The organism is Gluconobacter vitians, assembly GCF_015244565.1.
Taxonomy (GTDB): domain Bacteria; phylum Pseudomonadota; class Alphaproteobacteria; order Acetobacterales; family Acetobacteraceae; genus Gluconobacter; species Gluconobacter vitians.
Window position 1 is genome coordinate 38,547 of record NZ_JABCQG010000001.1, and the last position, 15,652, is coordinate 54,198.

Here is a 15,652-nt window from a genome sequence, read left to right on the forward strand (position 1 = left end):
TCACGGTCATGCGGGTTGCGCATGACGAAAGAATCGGTCATTTAACGCAGCCATGACGTTTCTTTCGATCCTCTCGCTTCGACTTATCGGCCCCTGAACGCCTTTCCAAGGCGGACAGCGCTCCGTTGCGTTCAGGGGATGACAGACAAAAAACTTTCCTGAACCAGACGAGACGATCACAATCATGAGCTTCCACCATCCGTCCTTCGGCACGATCGCCGACGACCGCGTCATTATTTTCGACACCACGCTGCGCGACGGCGAACAGTCCCCCGGCTTTTCGATGAACCTCGAAGAGAAGCTCCGCATGGCCCATGCGTTGAGCAATCTGGGCGTGGACGTGATCGAAGCCGGCTTTCCGGTGGCGTCCGAAGGCGATTTCGAGAGCGTGCGTCGCATTGCCGAGGAAGTCCGTGGATCGGTGATCTGTGGTCTGGCCCGTAGTGGTGGCAAGCGTGACATCGAATCCTGTGGCGAGGCGCTGAAAAAGGCCGAGCGTCCGCGTATTCACAACTTCATTTCCACATCGCCGCTGCACATGAAGTACAAGCTGCGGATGGAGCCGGAAACGGTTCTGGAAATCATCGCATCGGGCAACCAGAAGGCGCGCCAGTTCACGGATGACGTTGAGTGGTCAGCCGAGGATGGTTCGCGGACCGAGCCCGATTTCCTGTGCCGCTGCGTGGAAATGGCAATCCGCAACGGCGCCAACACGATCAACATCCCCGATACGGTCGGTTTTGCCACGCCGGAAGAAATGCGCGCCATTTTCACCATGCTGCGTGAGCGCGTGCCGGGTGCGGATCAGGTGATCTTCTCGACGCATAACCATAATGATCTGGGGCTCGGTGTTGCCAATACGCTGGCTGCTGTTGAAGGTGGTGCACGTCAGATCGAGTGCACCATCAACGGTATCGGCGAGCGCGCAGGCAATGCGGCGCTTGAAGAAATCGTCATGGCGCTGCGCACCCGTCACGACCAGTACGGCAAGACGACTGGCATCGAGACGACGAAGCTGCTGGGCATGTCCCGCATGCTGGCCACGATCACGGGGTTCGATGTCCAGCCGAACAAGGCGATCGTCGGCCGTAATGCGTTCGCGCATGAAAGTGGCATCCATCAGGACGGTATCCTGAAGAACGCCGCGACCTATGAGATCATGACGCCGGAAAGCGTGGGCTGGAACAAGACCTCACTGGTCATGGGCAAGCATTCCGGCCGTGCGGCCTTCCGCGACAAGCTGGCGCAGCTCGGCTACCCGCCGCTGGAAGACGAGGCTCTGAACGCCGCGTTCGCGCGCTTCAAGGATCTGGCCGACAGCAAGAAGGTCGTGTTCGACGACGACATCCGTGCCCTCGTCGATGACGAGAGCCGCGATCATGAGCGCGTGCATCTGATCGCGCTGGAACTGGCCTCCGGAACGAAGCAGAAGGCCCGTGCCAAGCTCGAAATCAGCGTCGATGGTGCCATTCAGTACGCCGAAGTCAACGGCAATGGTCCGGTCGATGCGGCTTTCCGTGCCATTGGCGAAGCATTCCCGCATACGGCTGAACTGGCCCTGTTCTCGGTTGCCAACGTCACGGAAGGGACCGACGCGCAGGCCCGCACGACGGTCCGTCTGCAGGAAAACGGCAAGCTCGTGGACGGGCAGGGTGCTGATGCCGACACGGTGGTTTCTGCCGTCCGCGCCTATATCCACGCTCTGAACAAGCTCCTGACCAAGCGTGAGCGGACGGAGCCGGAGGCGCTTTCCTGATCTTTCAGGTGTCCTGCTTTGCATGACAACAGGCATGTGGAGAAATCTGCATGCCTGTTTTTTTTGACACAGCCATAAACAACTATATTTAATAGTTTATATAGACAGTAGACAAATATAGCACGATCGCTATGGTTCCCTTTCTGGCCGAGACAAGGGATCGTCATGCCGCATTCATGGCTCTACACGCTTTCAGGACTGCTGGTAGGATTTCTGGTCGGAATGACCGGTGTGGGCGGCGGCTCCCTGATGACACCGCTGCTGATCCTGCTTTTTGGCGTCAAACCGCAATCGGCAGTGGGCACGGATCTGCTCTACGCTGCCATCACCAAGATCTTTGGAACGGCGCTCAATCGTCATCATGGTGTTGTACGATGGAGAGTCGTACTTCTTCAGATGGTGGGCAGTCTGCCTGCGGGTCTGCTGTGCCTGATCTTCCTGCATCATGCCGGTCCGAGTCCGTTCGTCTCGAAGCTGATTACCGAAGTGCTGGGTGTGGCGCTTCTGTTGACGGTTCCGGCCATCCTGCTCAAGCCCTGGCTTCAGAAATGGTCAACTGGCGCCGGGACGCTGCGTCCGCAGACAGTCGATATTTTGACAGTCGTGCTGGGTGCGGTTCTGGGAACGCTGGTCACGCTGTCATCGGTCGGGGCGGGAGCAATCGGGATGGCGGCGCTGACGGTGCTGTACCCACGGGTCAGCACGCGTGAACTCGTGGCGACGGATATCGCACACGCCGTGCCGCTGGCGCTGCTGGCCGGCGGCGGTCACTGGCTTCAGGGCGCGGTGGATACCGTTGTGCTGGTGGAACTGCTGATGGGGTCCATCCCCGGCATCCTGCTCGGGACGTTGCTGGCAGGACGCCTGCCAGAGAACGCTCAGAGGTGGTTTCTGGGTATTCTTCTGGCAATCATCGGCCTTCGGATGGTCTGAACGGGACCATCCTGGCACTCAGGCCTCAGTAGCCGTAGCCGCCCTGATAGTTCTGGGGCTGGGGCTGCTGATAGCCGCCCTGCTGGGAATATCCGCTGTTGGACGGATAGCCGTTGGGATATTGCGGCTGCTGGCAGTTGGTGTTGGGCGGGCACTGGTACTGCGGCTGCATGTACTGGCCCTGCTGCTGCGGATACGCACCCTGCTGGTTTTGGTAGTAACCCTGCTGCTGGCCGTTGGGGTAACCGCTCTGGTAGCCCGGACGGTTGGGCGTGGTCACGGCACCGGCGCCGGCACCGAGAACGCCACCGGCCAGGGCGCCGATCGCCGCACCACGGCCGCCGCCAGCAAGCGCGCCGATGGCCGCACCGGTTCCGCCGCCAAGAAGGCCGCCACCCAGTGCGCGTGAGCCAGGGTCATAATTCCCTTCGCATCCACCCAGAGCCATGACTGTGGCGAATGCTCCGACCAGCGCCGTACCGCGCAGGGCAGAGTGGGAAAAAGCGGTCCTCATAGTCCGAATCCTTGATCGTCTCTAACGGAAGTGAGCTCTGCTTATAGCTCAATATCCGTTGCGTGGGCGGTTGGGTGTCGTCGCTGCGCCCACTGCCGCACCTGTACCGCCACCGACCAGGGCGCCGATAGCCGCACCGCGACCGCCGCCTGCGAGCGCACCGATTGCCGCACCGCCGCCTGCGCCGATTAGGGCGCCCGAACCGGCGCGGGCCCCACTGTCATACGGGCTGCCGCACCCGGCGAGAGCCACGCCACACAGAGTCAGAGCGGCCAGAAAGCGGGGAGTTGTGAAGGTCTTCATGACAAAACATCCTGTTGGGCGTTCCGGAAACTGTGATGGCCGGAACGGTTTTGCGGATTTAGACAGACACAACGTGACAGAAGGGTGGCAGGATCAGGGCCCACGATTATTTTTTTCCATGTCCCCGGATGGGATCTGTACGATCCGTTAGGATAGCGCGCATTATATTGCGTCCTCGGGCCTTGCTGAACCTGCGTCGTCTGGTTAAGTCCACCCGCGGGGAACCGCCCCGCAATCACGATCCGCCATCTGTCCCCCGCACAGAGCCGCGCCAGGAGTTTTGGATGTTTTCTCGTCTGCTGGGTCTCATGTCTGCCGACATGGCCATCGACCTCGGCACTGCCAACACGCTCGTTTACGTCAAAGGTCGTGGCATTGTCCTCGATGAACCCTCCGTTGTGGCGATCGCCGAAGTGCGTGGCAAGAAACAGGTTCTTGCGGTTGGTAACGAAGCCAAGCAGATGGTCGGACGTACGCCGGGAAACATCACCGCCATCCGTCCGCTGCGCGATGGTGTGATCGCGGATTTCGAAGTTGCGGAAGAAATGATCAAGCATTTCATCCGCAAGGTTCATAACCGCCGTGCCTTCGCCAGCCCGCAGATCATCATCTGCGTGCCATCCGGTGCCACGGCCGTGGAACGCCGCGCGATCCAGGAAAGTGCCGAGAGCGCAGGCGCGCGCAAGGTCATGCTGATCGAGGAGCCCATGGCGGCAGCCATCGGCGCGGGTCTTCCGGTGACGGAGCCTTCGGGCAGCATGATCGTGGATATCGGCGGCGGGACGACGGAAGTGGCCGTCATTTCGCTGGGTGGCATCGTCTATGCGCGCTCGGCGCGCGTGGGTGGGGACAAGATGGATGAAGCCATCATTTCCTATATCCGCAAGACCTATAACCTTCTGGTCGGCGAGAGCTCGGCAGAGCGCATCAAGATCGAACTCGGCTCGGCCATGATGCCGGATGATCCCGCAAATCCGGATGGCCCGCTGACGGAAATCAAGGGTCGTGACCTCATCAACGGCGTGCCGCGCGAAGTGGTCGTCAGCCAGGCCCAGATCGCCGAGAGCCTGGCCGAGCCCGTCATGCAGATCGTCGATGCCGTGACGACCGCGCTTGAGAACACGCCGCCCGAACTGGCTGCCGACATCGTGGACAAGGGCATCGTCCTCTCCGGTGGCGGTGCGCTGCTCTACCGTCTGGACGAAGTGCTGCGTCTGTACACGGGTCTGCCCGTGACGGTTGCAGAGAATGCCCTGTCCTGTGTGGCACTCGGAACGGGGCGGGCGCTTGAAGAAATGCGTCGTCTGCGCAGCGTTCTGAGCAGCATGTACTGAGGACTCGCTGACGCCGGATGCTGTCCATCCATGCCCGGCAGGTGCTTGCAAAGGCCGTCCTGCCCATCCTGATCCTGCTGGCGGTCGGGCTTGTCCTTCTCGGACTGGTCCGTCGTCCGGCGGTTGACGGGGTGCGACTGATGGCAACGGATTTCATGGCCCCGGCCTATCATGGTCTGGTCTGGCCGCAGGAGCGGGCAAAGGTCTGGCTGACGGATCTGCGGGGCGCGACGGATCTGGCGAAGGAAAACGCCCGTCTGCGTGAGGAAAACCGCGCTCTGCGACACTGGTATGATGTTGCCGTGGCGCTTGCGGCGGAAAATGGCCGCCTCAAGAAAAGCCTGCACTGGATCCCGGAGACGGTGCCCCAGTATGTGACCGGCCGCGTGACGCGCGATGATGGCGGACCATATTCACGAGCGGTCCTGCTGGATGTCGGAAGCGGCCATGACGTGCGGATCGGGGATGTCGCGCTGGATGCCGCCGGGCTGCTGGGACGTGTGACGGAAGTCGGGCCCCATACGGTCCGCGTCCTGATGATCAATGACGATGCCAGCCGCATCCCCGTCACCCTGGCCACATCGCATGGCGATGCCATTATGGCCGGTGATGACACGGCCTCGCCCCGCCTGATCTTCTATCCGCAGGATCATCATCCCGTTGAAGGCGAGCGCGTGGAAACCCGCGGCCAGAGCACGATGCCGGCCGGGCTGCCGGTCGGCACGGTCCATTACAGTGCGCCCAACCGGCCGGTCGTGGTGCCGGATGCGGATCTGGACCGGCTGGATATCGTCCGCGTGTTCGATTACGGCGATGACGACTCGCAGGCGCCGGACGCACCGGGCCGTGTGCGCGTGAAGAAGCTGCCGCAGAACCCGATGACCGGCCCGCTGCCGTTTTCATGGCTGCCCAACTTTCCGAACATGCCGGGACGGGGAGAGCAGTAAGCGCCATGGTTGCCGAGAACTCCACGCCGCATCTGCATTCCGCCGTCGAGCCGAAACAGACCTTCCGCCGGGCGCTCGACATGGCAGCGCGGGCGGCCATGCCATCCCTGTTCATCATGTTTTCCGCGATCCTGCTTTCCGCACCGTTCGGCATTCCCGGACAGGCGCAGCTTCAGTTCGGGATTGCGATGTGCACGGTCTGGTTCTGGGCCTACAGCCGTCCTCGCTCCATGCCGGCGCTGGCGGTTTTTCTGTGTGGGCTGGTGGTGGAGATCTTCAGCTTCGGGCCGCCGGGAACTGTCCTGCTGTCGTTGCTGGTGATTTATGGTGTCTCGCATCACTGGCGCTATGGTCTGTCCCGTCTGGGCTTCATCGCGGGATGGCTGATTTTCAGTATTCTTGCCGTGCTAGCCTCGTTTTTCCAATGGGCTCTCGTCTGTCTGCATGCGGTTGCATTACTCTCTCCTGTCCCCGGCCTCTTTCAGGCAGCGCTGACAATCGGTATCTATCCCAGCCTGACCGCGCTGTTTGTCTGGGGACGTCGCACCTTCGCCAATCCCGATCAGGCCTGACAGCATCTTTCATGGTCCGCACATGGCGTGCGGAGCGGAAGGCTGCCTTCTTTTCCGGATCCTGAATTTCTGCCCTGATGTTTTCCCGAAACACTCCTTTCCGGTCACGGATACGCCAGAAGCGTCAGGCTGAGCCTGTCCGCTCGGGGCGCGGTGTCTTCACGCGCCGTGCGCTGCTGGTCATGGCCGTGCAGGCTGGAGTTCTCGGCGTGCTCGGGCGACGGCTGTATAATCTTCAGGTCGTGGATGGTGGCCATCTGCGCCAGCTTGCCGAGCGCAACCGGACCAGCAAGCGCCTTCTGGCCCCGGCGCGGGGCACAGTTCATGACCGTTTCGGCGTGGCGCTGGCAGACAACAAGGTGAGCTGGCGCGCGCTCCTGATGCCGGAAGAGACGACCGATATTCCGGCTGTTATTGAACGTTTCTCACAGATCGTCCCGCTGGATGAGCATGACCGCGCCCGGATCGAGCGCGACCTGCGGCACGTCCATAAATATGTCCCCGTCACGCTGCATGAGTTTCTGTCCTGGGACGATATGGCGCGCATCGAGCTTAATGCGCCGTCTCTACCGGGCGTTCTGGTCGATGTCGGATCGACGCGGCTTTATCCGTTCAAGGACCTGACGGCCCATATCGTAGGCTATGTCGCGCCTCCCAACGAAGAGGACGTGGCAAAGGACACGACGCTCTCGCTGCCAGGCATGCGTGTCGGGCGTGCCGGGATCGAACAGACGCAGGAAGCCGTGCTGCGCGGCGAGCCGGGTTCGGTGGAAATGGAAGTCAACGCGGTCGGTCGCGTTATCGGCGAGATCGACCGTGTGGAAGGCCAGCAGGGCGAAGATGTCCGCCTCACGCTGGATTCCGTCCTCCAGAAGCAGGTTCTCAACCGCCTTGAGGATCGTGTGGCCAGTGCGGTGGTCATGGACTGCCGCAATGGCGAGGTGATGGCGATGGTCAGCACGCCGTCCTTCGATCCGTCGCTGTTTGATTCCGGCGTCAGTCACGCGCAGTGGAACGAATGGGCCAATGATCCGCGCACGCCGCTGGTGGACAAGGCAGTGTCTGGCCTTTATCCGCCAGGCTCCACTTTTAAGCCGGCCGTGGCTCTTGCTGCCCTGAAATCCGGTTCCGTCACCGCGCATGACCGCTTCAACTGCCCTGGATATTACGATCTGGGTGGCGTGCGCTTCCATTGCTGGAACCGTTGGGGGCATGGCCTCATCAACATGCGCGAAGGCCTGAAATATTCCTGCGACGTCTATTTCTATGAAGTGGCGCGTCGCTGTGGGATGGATCCGATTCAGGCCGTCGGTAATGCGATGGGGCTGGGCGTTAAGCTGGACATCGAACTGCCGCATGTCCGCTCTGGCATCATTCCCACTCCGGAATGGCGACAGCGGCACGGGTTTCACTGGAATGGCGGTGATACGGTCAATGCCGGCATCGGGCAGGGCTTCGTCCAGGTCACGCCGCTTGCCCTTGCGACCTATGTCTCGCGTATCGCATCGGGTCGGGATGTGCAGCCGCATCTGTTGCGGGCGACCAATGATCAGCTTTCCCCGTTGGCGTCTCTGGATGAGGCGGCGAAGGTCGATCTGCCGCCCGATTATCTGGATGTCGTACGCGGAGGTATGTTCGCGGTCGTCAACGAGCCGCATGGCACGGCGCCGAAAGCCCGACTGGACCTTCCCGGTATCCAGATGGCCGGCAAGACAGGGTCCGCGCAGGTCCGCCGCGTATCCCGTGCGCTGCGTGAGTCCGGGCATTTCAACTCCATGAATCTGCCCTGGGAGTACCGCCCGCACGCGCTGTTCATCTGCTTTGCGCCTTACGACAATCCGAAATATGCGGTGTCCGTCGTCGTGGAGCACGGCAATGCGGGTGCGGATGAAGCGGCGCCTCTGGCCAAGCTCATCATGACTGACGCGCTGCTGCGCGACCCGGCCAGCGATGTCCGTCCGCCTGCACCTGCGGCTGCTCCGGCCACGGAGCCTGCCGCAGAGGGTGCCCAGCCTGTGGATACAGCGTCCGCTCCAGCGCCGCAGCCTACAGGGCAGGGGCAATCCGATCCGGGAGTGCCGCAATGAGACGCAACGGCCTGAACACTTTCGGCTTTCTCAAATCCGACCGCCGCCTTCTGCGCGCGGAGCCTGATTTCCGGCCCATGGCGCGGCTGCTTCAGGTCAACTGGCTCTATGTGTTGCTGGTCTGTCTGCTGGCTGGCGTGGGCTATATCGCGCTCTATTCGGCCGGTGGCGGGTCTGCCAAGCCGTTTGCCGGTCCGCAGATGGTGCGGTTCGGGTTTGGCCTGGTGATGATGATCGCCGTTTCGCTCGTCAGTCCGCGCATTCTGCGCATGGCGTCGGTGCCGATCTACCTGCTCTCGGTCACGTTGCTCACCCTCGTGCTACGGATGGGGCATGTGGGGAAGGGGGCCGAGCGCTGGATCAATCTGGCGGGTATGCAGTTCCAGCCTTCCGAATTTGCCAAAATCGGACTCGTTCTGATGCTGGCGACATGGTTTCACCGCATTGGTAACGAGCGGATGGGCAATCCGCTGCGCCTGATCCCGCCCGCGCTGCTGACGTTGCTGCCTGTTCTTCTGGTGCTCAAGGAGCCCAATCTCGGAACTGCGACGATCATCGGCGTCATCGGTGCGACGATGTTTTTCGCAGCCGGGATGCGGCTGTGGCAGATCCTGCTGCTTGTGGCGCCGCTGCCGTTCATGGGCAAGCTGATCTACAGCCATCTGCACGACTACCAGAAGGCCCGGATCGACACGTTCCTGCACCCCGAGCATGATCCGCTGGGCGCAGGCTACAACATCATCCAGTCGAAGATCGCACTTGGCTCTGGCGGCATGTGGGGGGAGGGATACCTGCATGGCAGTCAGGGGCAGCTGAACTTCCTGCCGGAAAAACAGACGGACTTCATCTTCACCATGATCGGTGAGGAGTGGGGTTTTGTCGGCGGGATTGCTGTCATTACGCTGCTGGGCACGCTCGTCATGGGCGGTATGCTCATTGCCATCCGCAGCCGCAACCAGTTCGGGCGGCTGCTGGGTCTGGGCATTGCGATGGATTTCTTCCTGTATTGCGCGGTGAACCTGTCGATGGTCATGGGCGCCATCCCGGTCGGTGGCGTGCCGTTGCCGCTCATTTCCTATGGCGGTTCGGCCATGCTGACGATGATGTTCGGCTTCGGCCTGCTCATGTCAGCCTGGGTGCATCGCAATGAGCGTGATCCCGGCACGGAAGACGATGACGACGACTAATCCTGAAGCAGGTCTGCCAGATCGTTCTGCAAAGTGAAGGCTTGGGCAGGGGCCGCAGGCTCCAGAAGAGGCACGCCGCACGTCATCAGGAAATCCGCAATCCGGTCCAGCGTTTCCGGATCGCGCGTCGGGTCATCCGCGCAGCCCTGCGGCACCCAGATCAGGGTTTCGTAACGCGCCCGCGTCAGCAGAACGCGATAGGTGTTCAGCCGCCACAGCTTCGCTTCTGCTGAGCTGACATTGGCCCATTTCGTGCCTGAAAAGCGGCGAGGCTGCCAGCAATCGCCCGATGGCGCGCGGATCAAATCGCCGTCCCAGCACAGCCCCACAAAGTCCAGTTCCAGTCCTTGGATGGCAAACTCCGTCGCACAGGTTTCCAGCGCATCTGAGGCCCGGATATCGCGGTTCGGAACCCAGCGGTTCAGGAACCATTGAGAGACGGCCTTGTCGTCCATATGCGGCACTTCACAGCCCAGCCCTTCGGCCCGCAGCCGCTTGGCCTTGGAACTTGCCACCAGTCCGCACCGATAGGTCAGGCGCGAACGGTGTCGCAGTCCCGCGCGCAGATCGTCCAGACTGCGTGTGAGACGGAACGGAAGATCTGTCTGGGCGGCCAGACGTCGGGCGGTCTCGACGTCTCCGTTCAGAACGGCGTTGACCCAGCGCGGCGCGGTTTCCTCGCGCAGGGAACGGATGGCCACACCGAGATGCAGAAAACGCTGCCGTCCGGCTTCAAGTGTCGCGGGCAGATGCGTCAGATCCCCGGTTCCGATCACGTCCGGAGCGGCCTCGACGCGCCATGCGGGGCGACTCAGAAGGGCCTCGCCCCAACAGGCCAGACCGCCTTCACCGTCATTGATTTCCTGCCCATGCCCGATCAGGCACAGAATGGCCGCGAAACCGTCATGCCGTCCCATGATGTCCAGCAGATGCGCAGGTTCGGATTCCGTCAGCTTCACATGCCGCGACGCACTTTTGCGGACAGCCTGAGCCTGCGTCCAGCATCGCTGGGCCTCGTCAATGACCATGACCTGTTCAGGCGGGCATTCCGCTGGCCGCCCGACATAGTGGTCGCGGAATTTCGTCAGGGACTGGATGGTGGATTCCATCCGCTGCTCCACGAGGGGACGCTTCTGTCCTCGACTGACCGTATCGCGCGTCAGAGCTTCCCGCAGCACCGAAACAAGAGTGGGGTTGCCTGTCAGGAACGTCGCACCCGTCCTGTCGCTTCCATCCGCAAAAGCCGCCTTTAGGCCACACAACGTCTTGCCCGCGCCCGGGATACCCGAGACGAACACGATGACCTTGCGTCCTTCCGTCCGGGCTTTTTCCAGAATGCTGGCGATGCAGGTAGAAGTCTGCGTCAGGTTTGTCGCATCCGCACGGGCGGTGTGAATATCGGCAACGCTATGCGTGGCGTAAATCTGCCGGGCCGCTTCCACAATGCTCGGGACCGGATCATAAGGAGCGTGTTCCCACTGCGCGGGGATCAGCGGATTTTCGGCATGAGCCGTTAGTACTGCCAGCGTGGTCAGGAGCGTTTTCAGCCCGGTCGCATTGACGCGCTGAACCTCTGTGACGCCCAAAGGCAGCAGAAGCGGCGTTGTCTGGGCGCGGGGCGGCGCATCCGTGGCAACCAGAACGGGAATAAGCGGATGAGACCGGCTGGCGGCATGAAAATCCAGCAGGTCGAGCGCATAGCCTTCCGTCTGGGAGAGGGCGGACGCATCGAAACTGGATGAGCCGATCTTGAATTCCAGCACGTAAATCGCGCCGGGCGACACCAGAACCGTGTCGATCCGTCCGCCAAGCCGGGGGATCGGGAACTCGAACAGAACCTGCCAGCCCTGTGCGTTGGGAATTGTGGGAAGGATATCACGCAGAAGATCGATCTGCGCTTCCCAGGCACGAACCTGCTGCGGCTCGCCCTGAAAACGGTTCTGCACCACCTTGTGGGACAGGGCAGCGCAGAGCAGGTCCGGCGGGGTGTGAAGGAATGTGGTGACGGATCCGGACCACCACGCTCCCATGGCCTCAGCCCTCGATCTGGCCGAAATCGGCGATCAGGGCCGTTGTCTCGCGGAAGCGGGACAGCAGTTTGAGGCGGTTGGCCCGTACTTCCGGTTCCGGCGCATTGACCGTCACGGCCTCGAAGAACCGGTCCAGTGTCGGACGCAGGGCGGCAATGGCCTGCATCGCATCGGTGAAGCGTTCTTCCTTCAGGGCCGTCTCGATCGCGGGAACGGCCTGATCCAGACCCGTAGCCAGAGCGCGTTCCTCGTCCTGTGTATAGAGGGCCGGATCGGGCGCACCGGTATGCGGGCCGTCCTTCTTGTCTTCGATGCGCAGGATGTTGGCGGCGCGCTTGGCGGCGGCGAGCAGGTTGCGCCCGTCTTCCGTCTGAATCATCTCCGACAGCGCCGAAGTCCGGGCCAGAAGCCGCACCAGATCGCCATCAAGACCCCCAGCCAGCGTTGCGGCCAGCACGTCATGCCGCTCACCTTCACTGCGAAGCTGCACGCGCAGACGTTCCGCAATGAAGTCCGGCAGCTTGGCCAGTTCGCCACCCATCCGGCCATTGGCGGCCTGTGCGAACAGTTCCGTCAGGTCCAGACGCAGCCCGTTGTCACGGATCGTGCGGATGATACCGAGTGCTGCACGACGCAGCGCATACGGATCGCCCGAACCGCTCGGCAATTCGCCAATGGCAAAGAACCCGGCCAGCAGGTCCAGACGGTCCGCGAGCGCCACAGCCACCGAAACCGGGGCCTTCGCCGTCTCGTCGGACTGACCGCGCGGCAGATAATGCTCGGCTACGGCGCGGGAGACGGCTTCGTCCTCGCCATCATGCGCCGCATAATAGCCGCCCATGATGCCCTGAAGTTCCGGGAACTCGCCGACCATTCCGGTCGTCAGATCCGCCTTGGCCAGCAGACCCGCGCGCTCTGCCTGTGCGATCTGTGCGCCATCCAGACCCATAGCCTGAGCAACAGTGCCCGCCAGCTTCGAGATCCGCTCGGCGCGTTCGGCCTGCGTGCCGAGCTTGGCATGGAACGTCACTGCCGCCAGCGCGGGAACGCGATCGGCAAGCTTGGTCTTGCGGTCCAGATCCCAGAAATGCCGCGCATCGGCAAAACGGGCGCGGAGCACGCGCTCATTGCCCGCCGTGGTCAGCTTGCCGCCATCCTTGAACGGCAGATTGCCGACGAATGCGAAGTACGGCGCGGCCTTGCCGTCCGGATTGCGCAGGGCGAAATAGCGCTGGTTGATCCGCATGGAGACCTGCATCACTTCGGCAGGCAGATCCATGAACGCCGCATCGATTTTGCCCAGAAGCGGCACCGGATATTCGACCAGTCCGCAGACTTCATCGACCAGCCCGTCATCCTGCACGACCGTGATGCCATGCTGGTCCGCCAGACGCGCCACACCGGTGCGCACCATGTCGCGGCGGCTGTCCATGTCCACGATGACCGAGCGCGTCTCAAGCTCTTCCTGCCACTGCTGGCCGGAGAGGATCTCGAACGGGCCCGGCGCCAGGAAGCGATGGCCTTCGGAGAGGTTGGATGCCTTCAGTCCATGCGCGTCGTCGCCTTCGCGGGCGAGGGCGAACGGCACGACATGCCCGTCCAGCAGACAGGCGATCCGGCGGAGCGGGCGGACCCAGGTGAAGTTCGAGCCCGCACCCCAGCGCATGGATTTCGGCCAGGGGAACTTCCACAGAAGCTCGGGCACGGCTTCGGCCACGCAGCTTTCCGCGCTCACCGGATCGAGCGACTTGTTCAGGACCCAGAAGCCGTTTTCCAGCGTCAACTCATCAGGCGTGACGCCATGTTTGCGGGTGAATCCGGCCAGGGCCTTCTCGGGCGCACCTTCACGCGGGCCGCGCTCGGACATACTGCGGGCCGGGATTTCGGCATCGACGGTCAGGATCGCCGCAATGCGACGGGCGCCGAAGAACATGCGCAGATCGCGCGGGTTCAGGCCATCCAGTGCCTTCGTCAGCAGCGAACCCAGATCATCGGCCGCGCGGGCCTGCATGCCGGAGGGGATTTCCTCGCTGAACAGTTCGATAAAAAGTTCAGCCATGGGACGTCTCCTCCTCACCGGCGAGCCAGGCTTCGCAGGCGGCTTTGGCAAGCGCTCGGACGCGCCCGATATAGGATGCGCGCTCGGACACGGAGATCACGCCCCGCGCATCAAGCAGATTGAACAGATGCGAGGCCTTGAGGCACTGGTCATAGGCGGGCTGGGCCACGCCGGCCTCGGCCAGACGCATGGACTCACGCTCGGCATCGTTGAAATGGGTCAGCAGCATCTGCGTATCGGCAAGTTCGAAATTATGGCGCGAGTAGTCCTGCTCGGCACGCAGGAACACGTCGCCATAGGTCAGGCCCTTGCCGTTGAAATCGAGGTCGTAAACGTTCTCGACGCCCTGCACATACATCGCCAGACGCTCGAGCCCGTAGGTCAGCTCCGTGGAGGGCATGACGGTCGGAATGCCGCCGACCTGCTGGAAATAGGTGAACTGCGACACTTCCATCCCATCACACCAGACTTCCCAGCCCAGTCCCCAGGCGCCGATGGTCGGGTTTTCCCAGTCGTCCTCGACGAATCGGATATCGTGCAGTTCCGGGTCGATCCCGATGGCGCGATAGCTGTCGAGCAGAAGCTGCTGGCTGTCTTCCGGCGTCGGCTTGAGCAGCACCTGATACTGGTAATAGTGCTGAAGGCGGTTCGGGTTCTCGCCGTAACGGCCATCAGACGGACGGCGGCAGGGCTGCACATAGGCGGCGGCCCAGGGCTTGGGGCCGAGCGCACGGAGCGTGGTGTGAGGGGAGAGCGTGCCTGCTCCGAGTTCGGTATCGTAGGGCTGCAAAATGGCGCAGCCCTTCTCGGACCAGAATTGATGAAGGCGCAGGATCAGGTCCTGAAAGCAGAGCGGCCGGGTCGCAGACAATTCGATAGGCTCCGGTTGGCAGAAATCGGGCGTCACCTTACAGGCACAGGCCCTTAACCGGAAGGGAGCGTCATTTCGCCGATCTTGTAGACTGGGCGCGAGTGCATCATATGATTGACGCTCTGCAATTTCTTCATCTGGAAGGATGATGACGATGAACAACGAAGAACGCGATCTGATCGCCCGTTTCGTCGCCCGTGTCGGGGGAGGGCCGCAGGTCACGGGGCCTGGACAGCCACCGGCCGCGCCCCTGCCGCCGATCGACCCTGAAGCGGACCGCTTCATCGCCGAGAACTTCCAGAAATATCCGGAAGCCCGCTATCGCATCACCCAGATGGCCGTGGTGCAGGAAGCCGCGCTTGCGCAGGCGCAGAACCGCATTCGCCAGCTCGAGTTCCAGCTCCAGCAGGCCCAGCAGCAGCTCGCACAGGTGCAGCAGTCGGGCGGGTCCAAGCCGGGGCTGTTCGGTGGCCTGTTTGGTGGTGGCGGCAACCGTCCGCAGCAGTCGGCACCGCCGCCGGGCTGGGGCTCGCAGGCCGCGCCGCCGCCGAACTTCATGCCGCAGCAGCAATATGCCTATCCGCCGGGATACCAGCCGGGCATGTTCCAGCGCGGCGGCTCGGGCTTCCTTGGCTCGGCCCTGACGACGGCCGCAGGTGTGGCTGGTGGCATGATGGCCGCCAATGCGCTTGAAGGCCTGTTCTCCGATCATCACGGTGCTGGTGGCGATGCTGCCGGTGGCTGGGGTGCGGGTGGCGACACCATCATCAACAACTACGGCAGCGATGCTTCGGCCTCCGATCCCTTCGGTGGTGCCGGGACCGATGCCGGCAGCTTCTCCGATTCCGATTTCGGCGGCGGTGGTGATGCCGGCGGCGGCGGAGATTTCGGTGGTGGTGATGGCGGTGGTGGCGGATTCGACGACATGTTCTGATCCTGCCGTCATCAGACAGACATCATTCAAAGCCCGTCCGGACCGCGTGTCCGGGCGGGTTTTTTGATGTTTGCCAACCCGGCGCCCTATGCTGCGTTCGCTTTTATGACTGTTCCCAATTCCCC

13 protein-coding genes are annotated in these 15,652 nt (G+C 62.5%); 8 read left to right on the forward strand and 5 right to left on the reverse strand.

Translation table 11 applies throughout. The annotated features are described in order from the left end of the window. Positions 1 to 184 precede the first annotated feature (184 nt). Together HKD24_RS00250 and HKD24_RS00255 are read left to right on the forward strand one after the other, a co-directional pair. Positions 185 to 1,756: a 2-isopropylmalate synthase gene (locus HKD24_RS00250; protein ID WP_194258499.1), complete on the forward strand. Its 1,572-nt coding sequence runs from the start codon at positions 185 to 187 to the stop codon at positions 1,754 to 1,756. A gap of 165 nt (positions 1,757 to 1,921) precedes the next feature. Next, on the forward strand, positions 1,922 to 2,689 hold the full coding sequence (locus HKD24_RS00255) for a sulfite exporter TauE/SafE family protein (RefSeq protein WP_194258500.1): 768 nt from the start codon (positions 1,922 to 1,924) through the stop codon (positions 2,687 to 2,689). A 25-nt stretch (positions 2,690 to 2,714) separates the two neighbouring features. On the opposite strand, the gene HKD24_RS00260 is transcribed toward HKD24_RS00255, so the two are convergent. After that, on the reverse strand, positions 2,715 to 3,203 hold the full coding sequence (locus HKD24_RS00260) for a hypothetical protein (RefSeq protein WP_194258501.1): 489 nt from the start codon (positions 3,201 to 3,203) through the stop codon (positions 2,715 to 2,717). 48 nt (positions 3,204 to 3,251) lie between these two features. Then, complete coding sequence (locus HKD24_RS00265; protein WP_194258502.1) at positions 3,252 to 3,506, reverse strand: YMGG-like glycine zipper-containing protein; 255 nt, start codon at positions 3,504 to 3,506, stop codon at positions 3,252 to 3,254. A gap of 284 nt (positions 3,507 to 3,790) precedes the next feature. Between HKD24_RS00265 and HKD24_RS00270 the strand changes: the two genes are divergently transcribed. The 5 genes from HKD24_RS00270 (at position 3,791) to rodA (ending at position 9,633) form a co-directional block, all read left to right on the forward strand. After that, positions 3,791 to 4,840: a rod shape-determining protein gene (locus tag HKD24_RS00270; protein ID WP_062033912.1), complete on the forward strand. Its 1,050-nt coding sequence runs from the start codon at positions 3,791 to 3,793 to the stop codon at positions 4,838 to 4,840. A 17-nt stretch (positions 4,841 to 4,857) separates the two neighbouring features. After that, complete coding sequence (mreC, locus tag HKD24_RS00275; RefSeq protein WP_194258503.1) at positions 4,858 to 5,787, forward strand: rod shape-determining protein MreC; 930 nt, start codon at positions 4,858 to 4,860, stop codon at positions 5,785 to 5,787. Positions 5,788 to 5,792: 5 nt separating this feature from the next. Continuing rightward, entirely contained in the window at positions 5,793 to 6,359 is a 567-nt protein-coding gene (locus HKD24_RS00280) for a hypothetical protein (RefSeq protein ID WP_194258504.1), read from the forward strand. Between the two features lie 77 nt (positions 6,360 to 6,436). Continuing rightward, complete coding sequence (gene mrdA, locus HKD24_RS00285; protein WP_194258505.1) at positions 6,437 to 8,446, forward strand: penicillin-binding protein 2; 2,010 nt, start codon at positions 6,437 to 6,439, stop codon at positions 8,444 to 8,446. Beyond that, a complete protein-coding gene (rodA, locus tag HKD24_RS00290) occupies positions 8,443 to 9,633 on the forward strand; it encodes a rod shape-determining protein RodA (RefSeq protein ID WP_062508617.1) in 1,191 nt (396 codons plus the stop codon). Before mrdA ends, rodA begins: the two co-directional genes overlap by 4 nt. On the opposite strand, the gene HKD24_RS00295 is transcribed toward rodA, so the two are convergent. The 3 genes from HKD24_RS00295 to HKD24_RS00305 are packed head-to-tail and all read right to left on the reverse strand — an operon-like array spanning position 9,630 to position 14,593. Then, positions 9,630 to 11,663 (reverse strand): DUF2075 domain-containing protein, encoded by a 2,034-nt coding sequence (locus HKD24_RS00295; RefSeq protein WP_194258506.1) that lies wholly within the window; start codon positions 11,661 to 11,663, stop codon positions 9,630 to 9,632. The two genes, rodA and HKD24_RS00295, sit on opposite strands and share 4 nt — an antisense overlap. A gap of 4 nt (positions 11,664 to 11,667) precedes the next feature. After that, complete coding sequence (gene glyS / locus HKD24_RS00300) at positions 11,668 to 13,722, reverse strand: glycine--tRNA ligase subunit beta (protein WP_194258507.1); 2,055 nt, start codon at positions 13,720 to 13,722, stop codon at positions 11,668 to 11,670. Beyond that, positions 13,715 to 14,593 carry a glycine--tRNA ligase subunit alpha gene (locus HKD24_RS00305; protein WP_041112029.1) on the reverse strand — a complete coding sequence of 293 codons (879 nt, stop codon included), beginning with the start codon at positions 14,591 to 14,593 and terminating at the stop codon, positions 13,715 to 13,717. The genes glyS and HKD24_RS00305 overlap by 8 nt, the downstream gene beginning before the upstream one ends. Positions 14,594 to 14,747: 154 nt before the next feature. Here HKD24_RS00305 and HKD24_RS00310 point away from each other — a divergent pair, with 154 nt between their 5' ends. Beyond that, on the forward strand, positions 14,748 to 15,527 hold the full coding sequence (locus HKD24_RS00310) for a DUF2076 domain-containing protein (protein WP_194258508.1): 780 nt from the start codon (positions 14,748 to 14,750) through the stop codon (positions 15,525 to 15,527). The last annotated feature ends 125 nt before the right edge of the window (positions 15,528 to 15,652 follow it).

Excerpts from the sequence above, each read along its gene's own strand:
- HKD24_RS00250 (WP_194258499.1), top strand. The coding sequence starts at position 185 with ATGAGCTTCCACCATCCGTCCTTCGGCACGATCGCCGACGACCGCGTC.
- HKD24_RS00265 (WP_194258502.1), bottom strand. The coding sequence starts at position 3,506 with ATGAAGACCTTCACAACTCCCCGCTTTCTGGCCGCTCTGACTCTGTGT.
- rodA (WP_062508617.1), top strand. The coding sequence starts at position 8,443 with ATGAGACGCAACGGCCTGAACACTTTCGGCTTTCTCAAATCCGACCGC.
- mreC (WP_194258503.1), top strand. The coding sequence starts at position 4,858 with ATGCTGTCCATCCATGCCCGGCAGGTGCTTGCAAAGGCCGTCCTGCCC.
- HKD24_RS00295 (WP_194258506.1), bottom strand. The coding sequence starts at position 11,663 with ATGGGAGCGTGGTGGTCCGGATCCGTCACCACATTCCTTCACACCCCG.
- HKD24_RS00270 (WP_062033912.1), top strand. The coding sequence starts at position 3,791 with ATGTTTTCTCGTCTGCTGGGTCTCATGTCTGCCGACATGGCCATCGAC.
- HKD24_RS00280 (WP_194258504.1), top strand. The coding sequence starts at position 5,793 with ATGGTTGCCGAGAACTCCACGCCGCATCTGCATTCCGCCGTCGAGCCG.
- HKD24_RS00310 (WP_194258508.1), top strand. The coding sequence starts at position 14,748 with ATGAACAACGAAGAACGCGATCTGATCGCCCGTTTCGTCGCCCGTGTC.
- mrdA (WP_194258505.1), top strand. The coding sequence starts at position 6,437 with ATGTTTTCCCGAAACACTCCTTTCCGGTCACGGATACGCCAGAAGCGT.
- glyS (WP_194258507.1), bottom strand. The coding sequence starts at position 13,722 with ATGGCTGAACTTTTTATCGAACTGTTCAGCGAGGAAATCCCCTCCGGC.
- HKD24_RS00255 (WP_194258500.1), top strand. The coding sequence starts at position 1,922 with ATGCCGCATTCATGGCTCTACACGCTTTCAGGACTGCTGGTAGGATTT.
- HKD24_RS00260 (WP_194258501.1), bottom strand. The coding sequence starts at position 3,203 with ATGAGGACCGCTTTTTCCCACTCTGCCCTGCGCGGTACGGCGCTGGTC.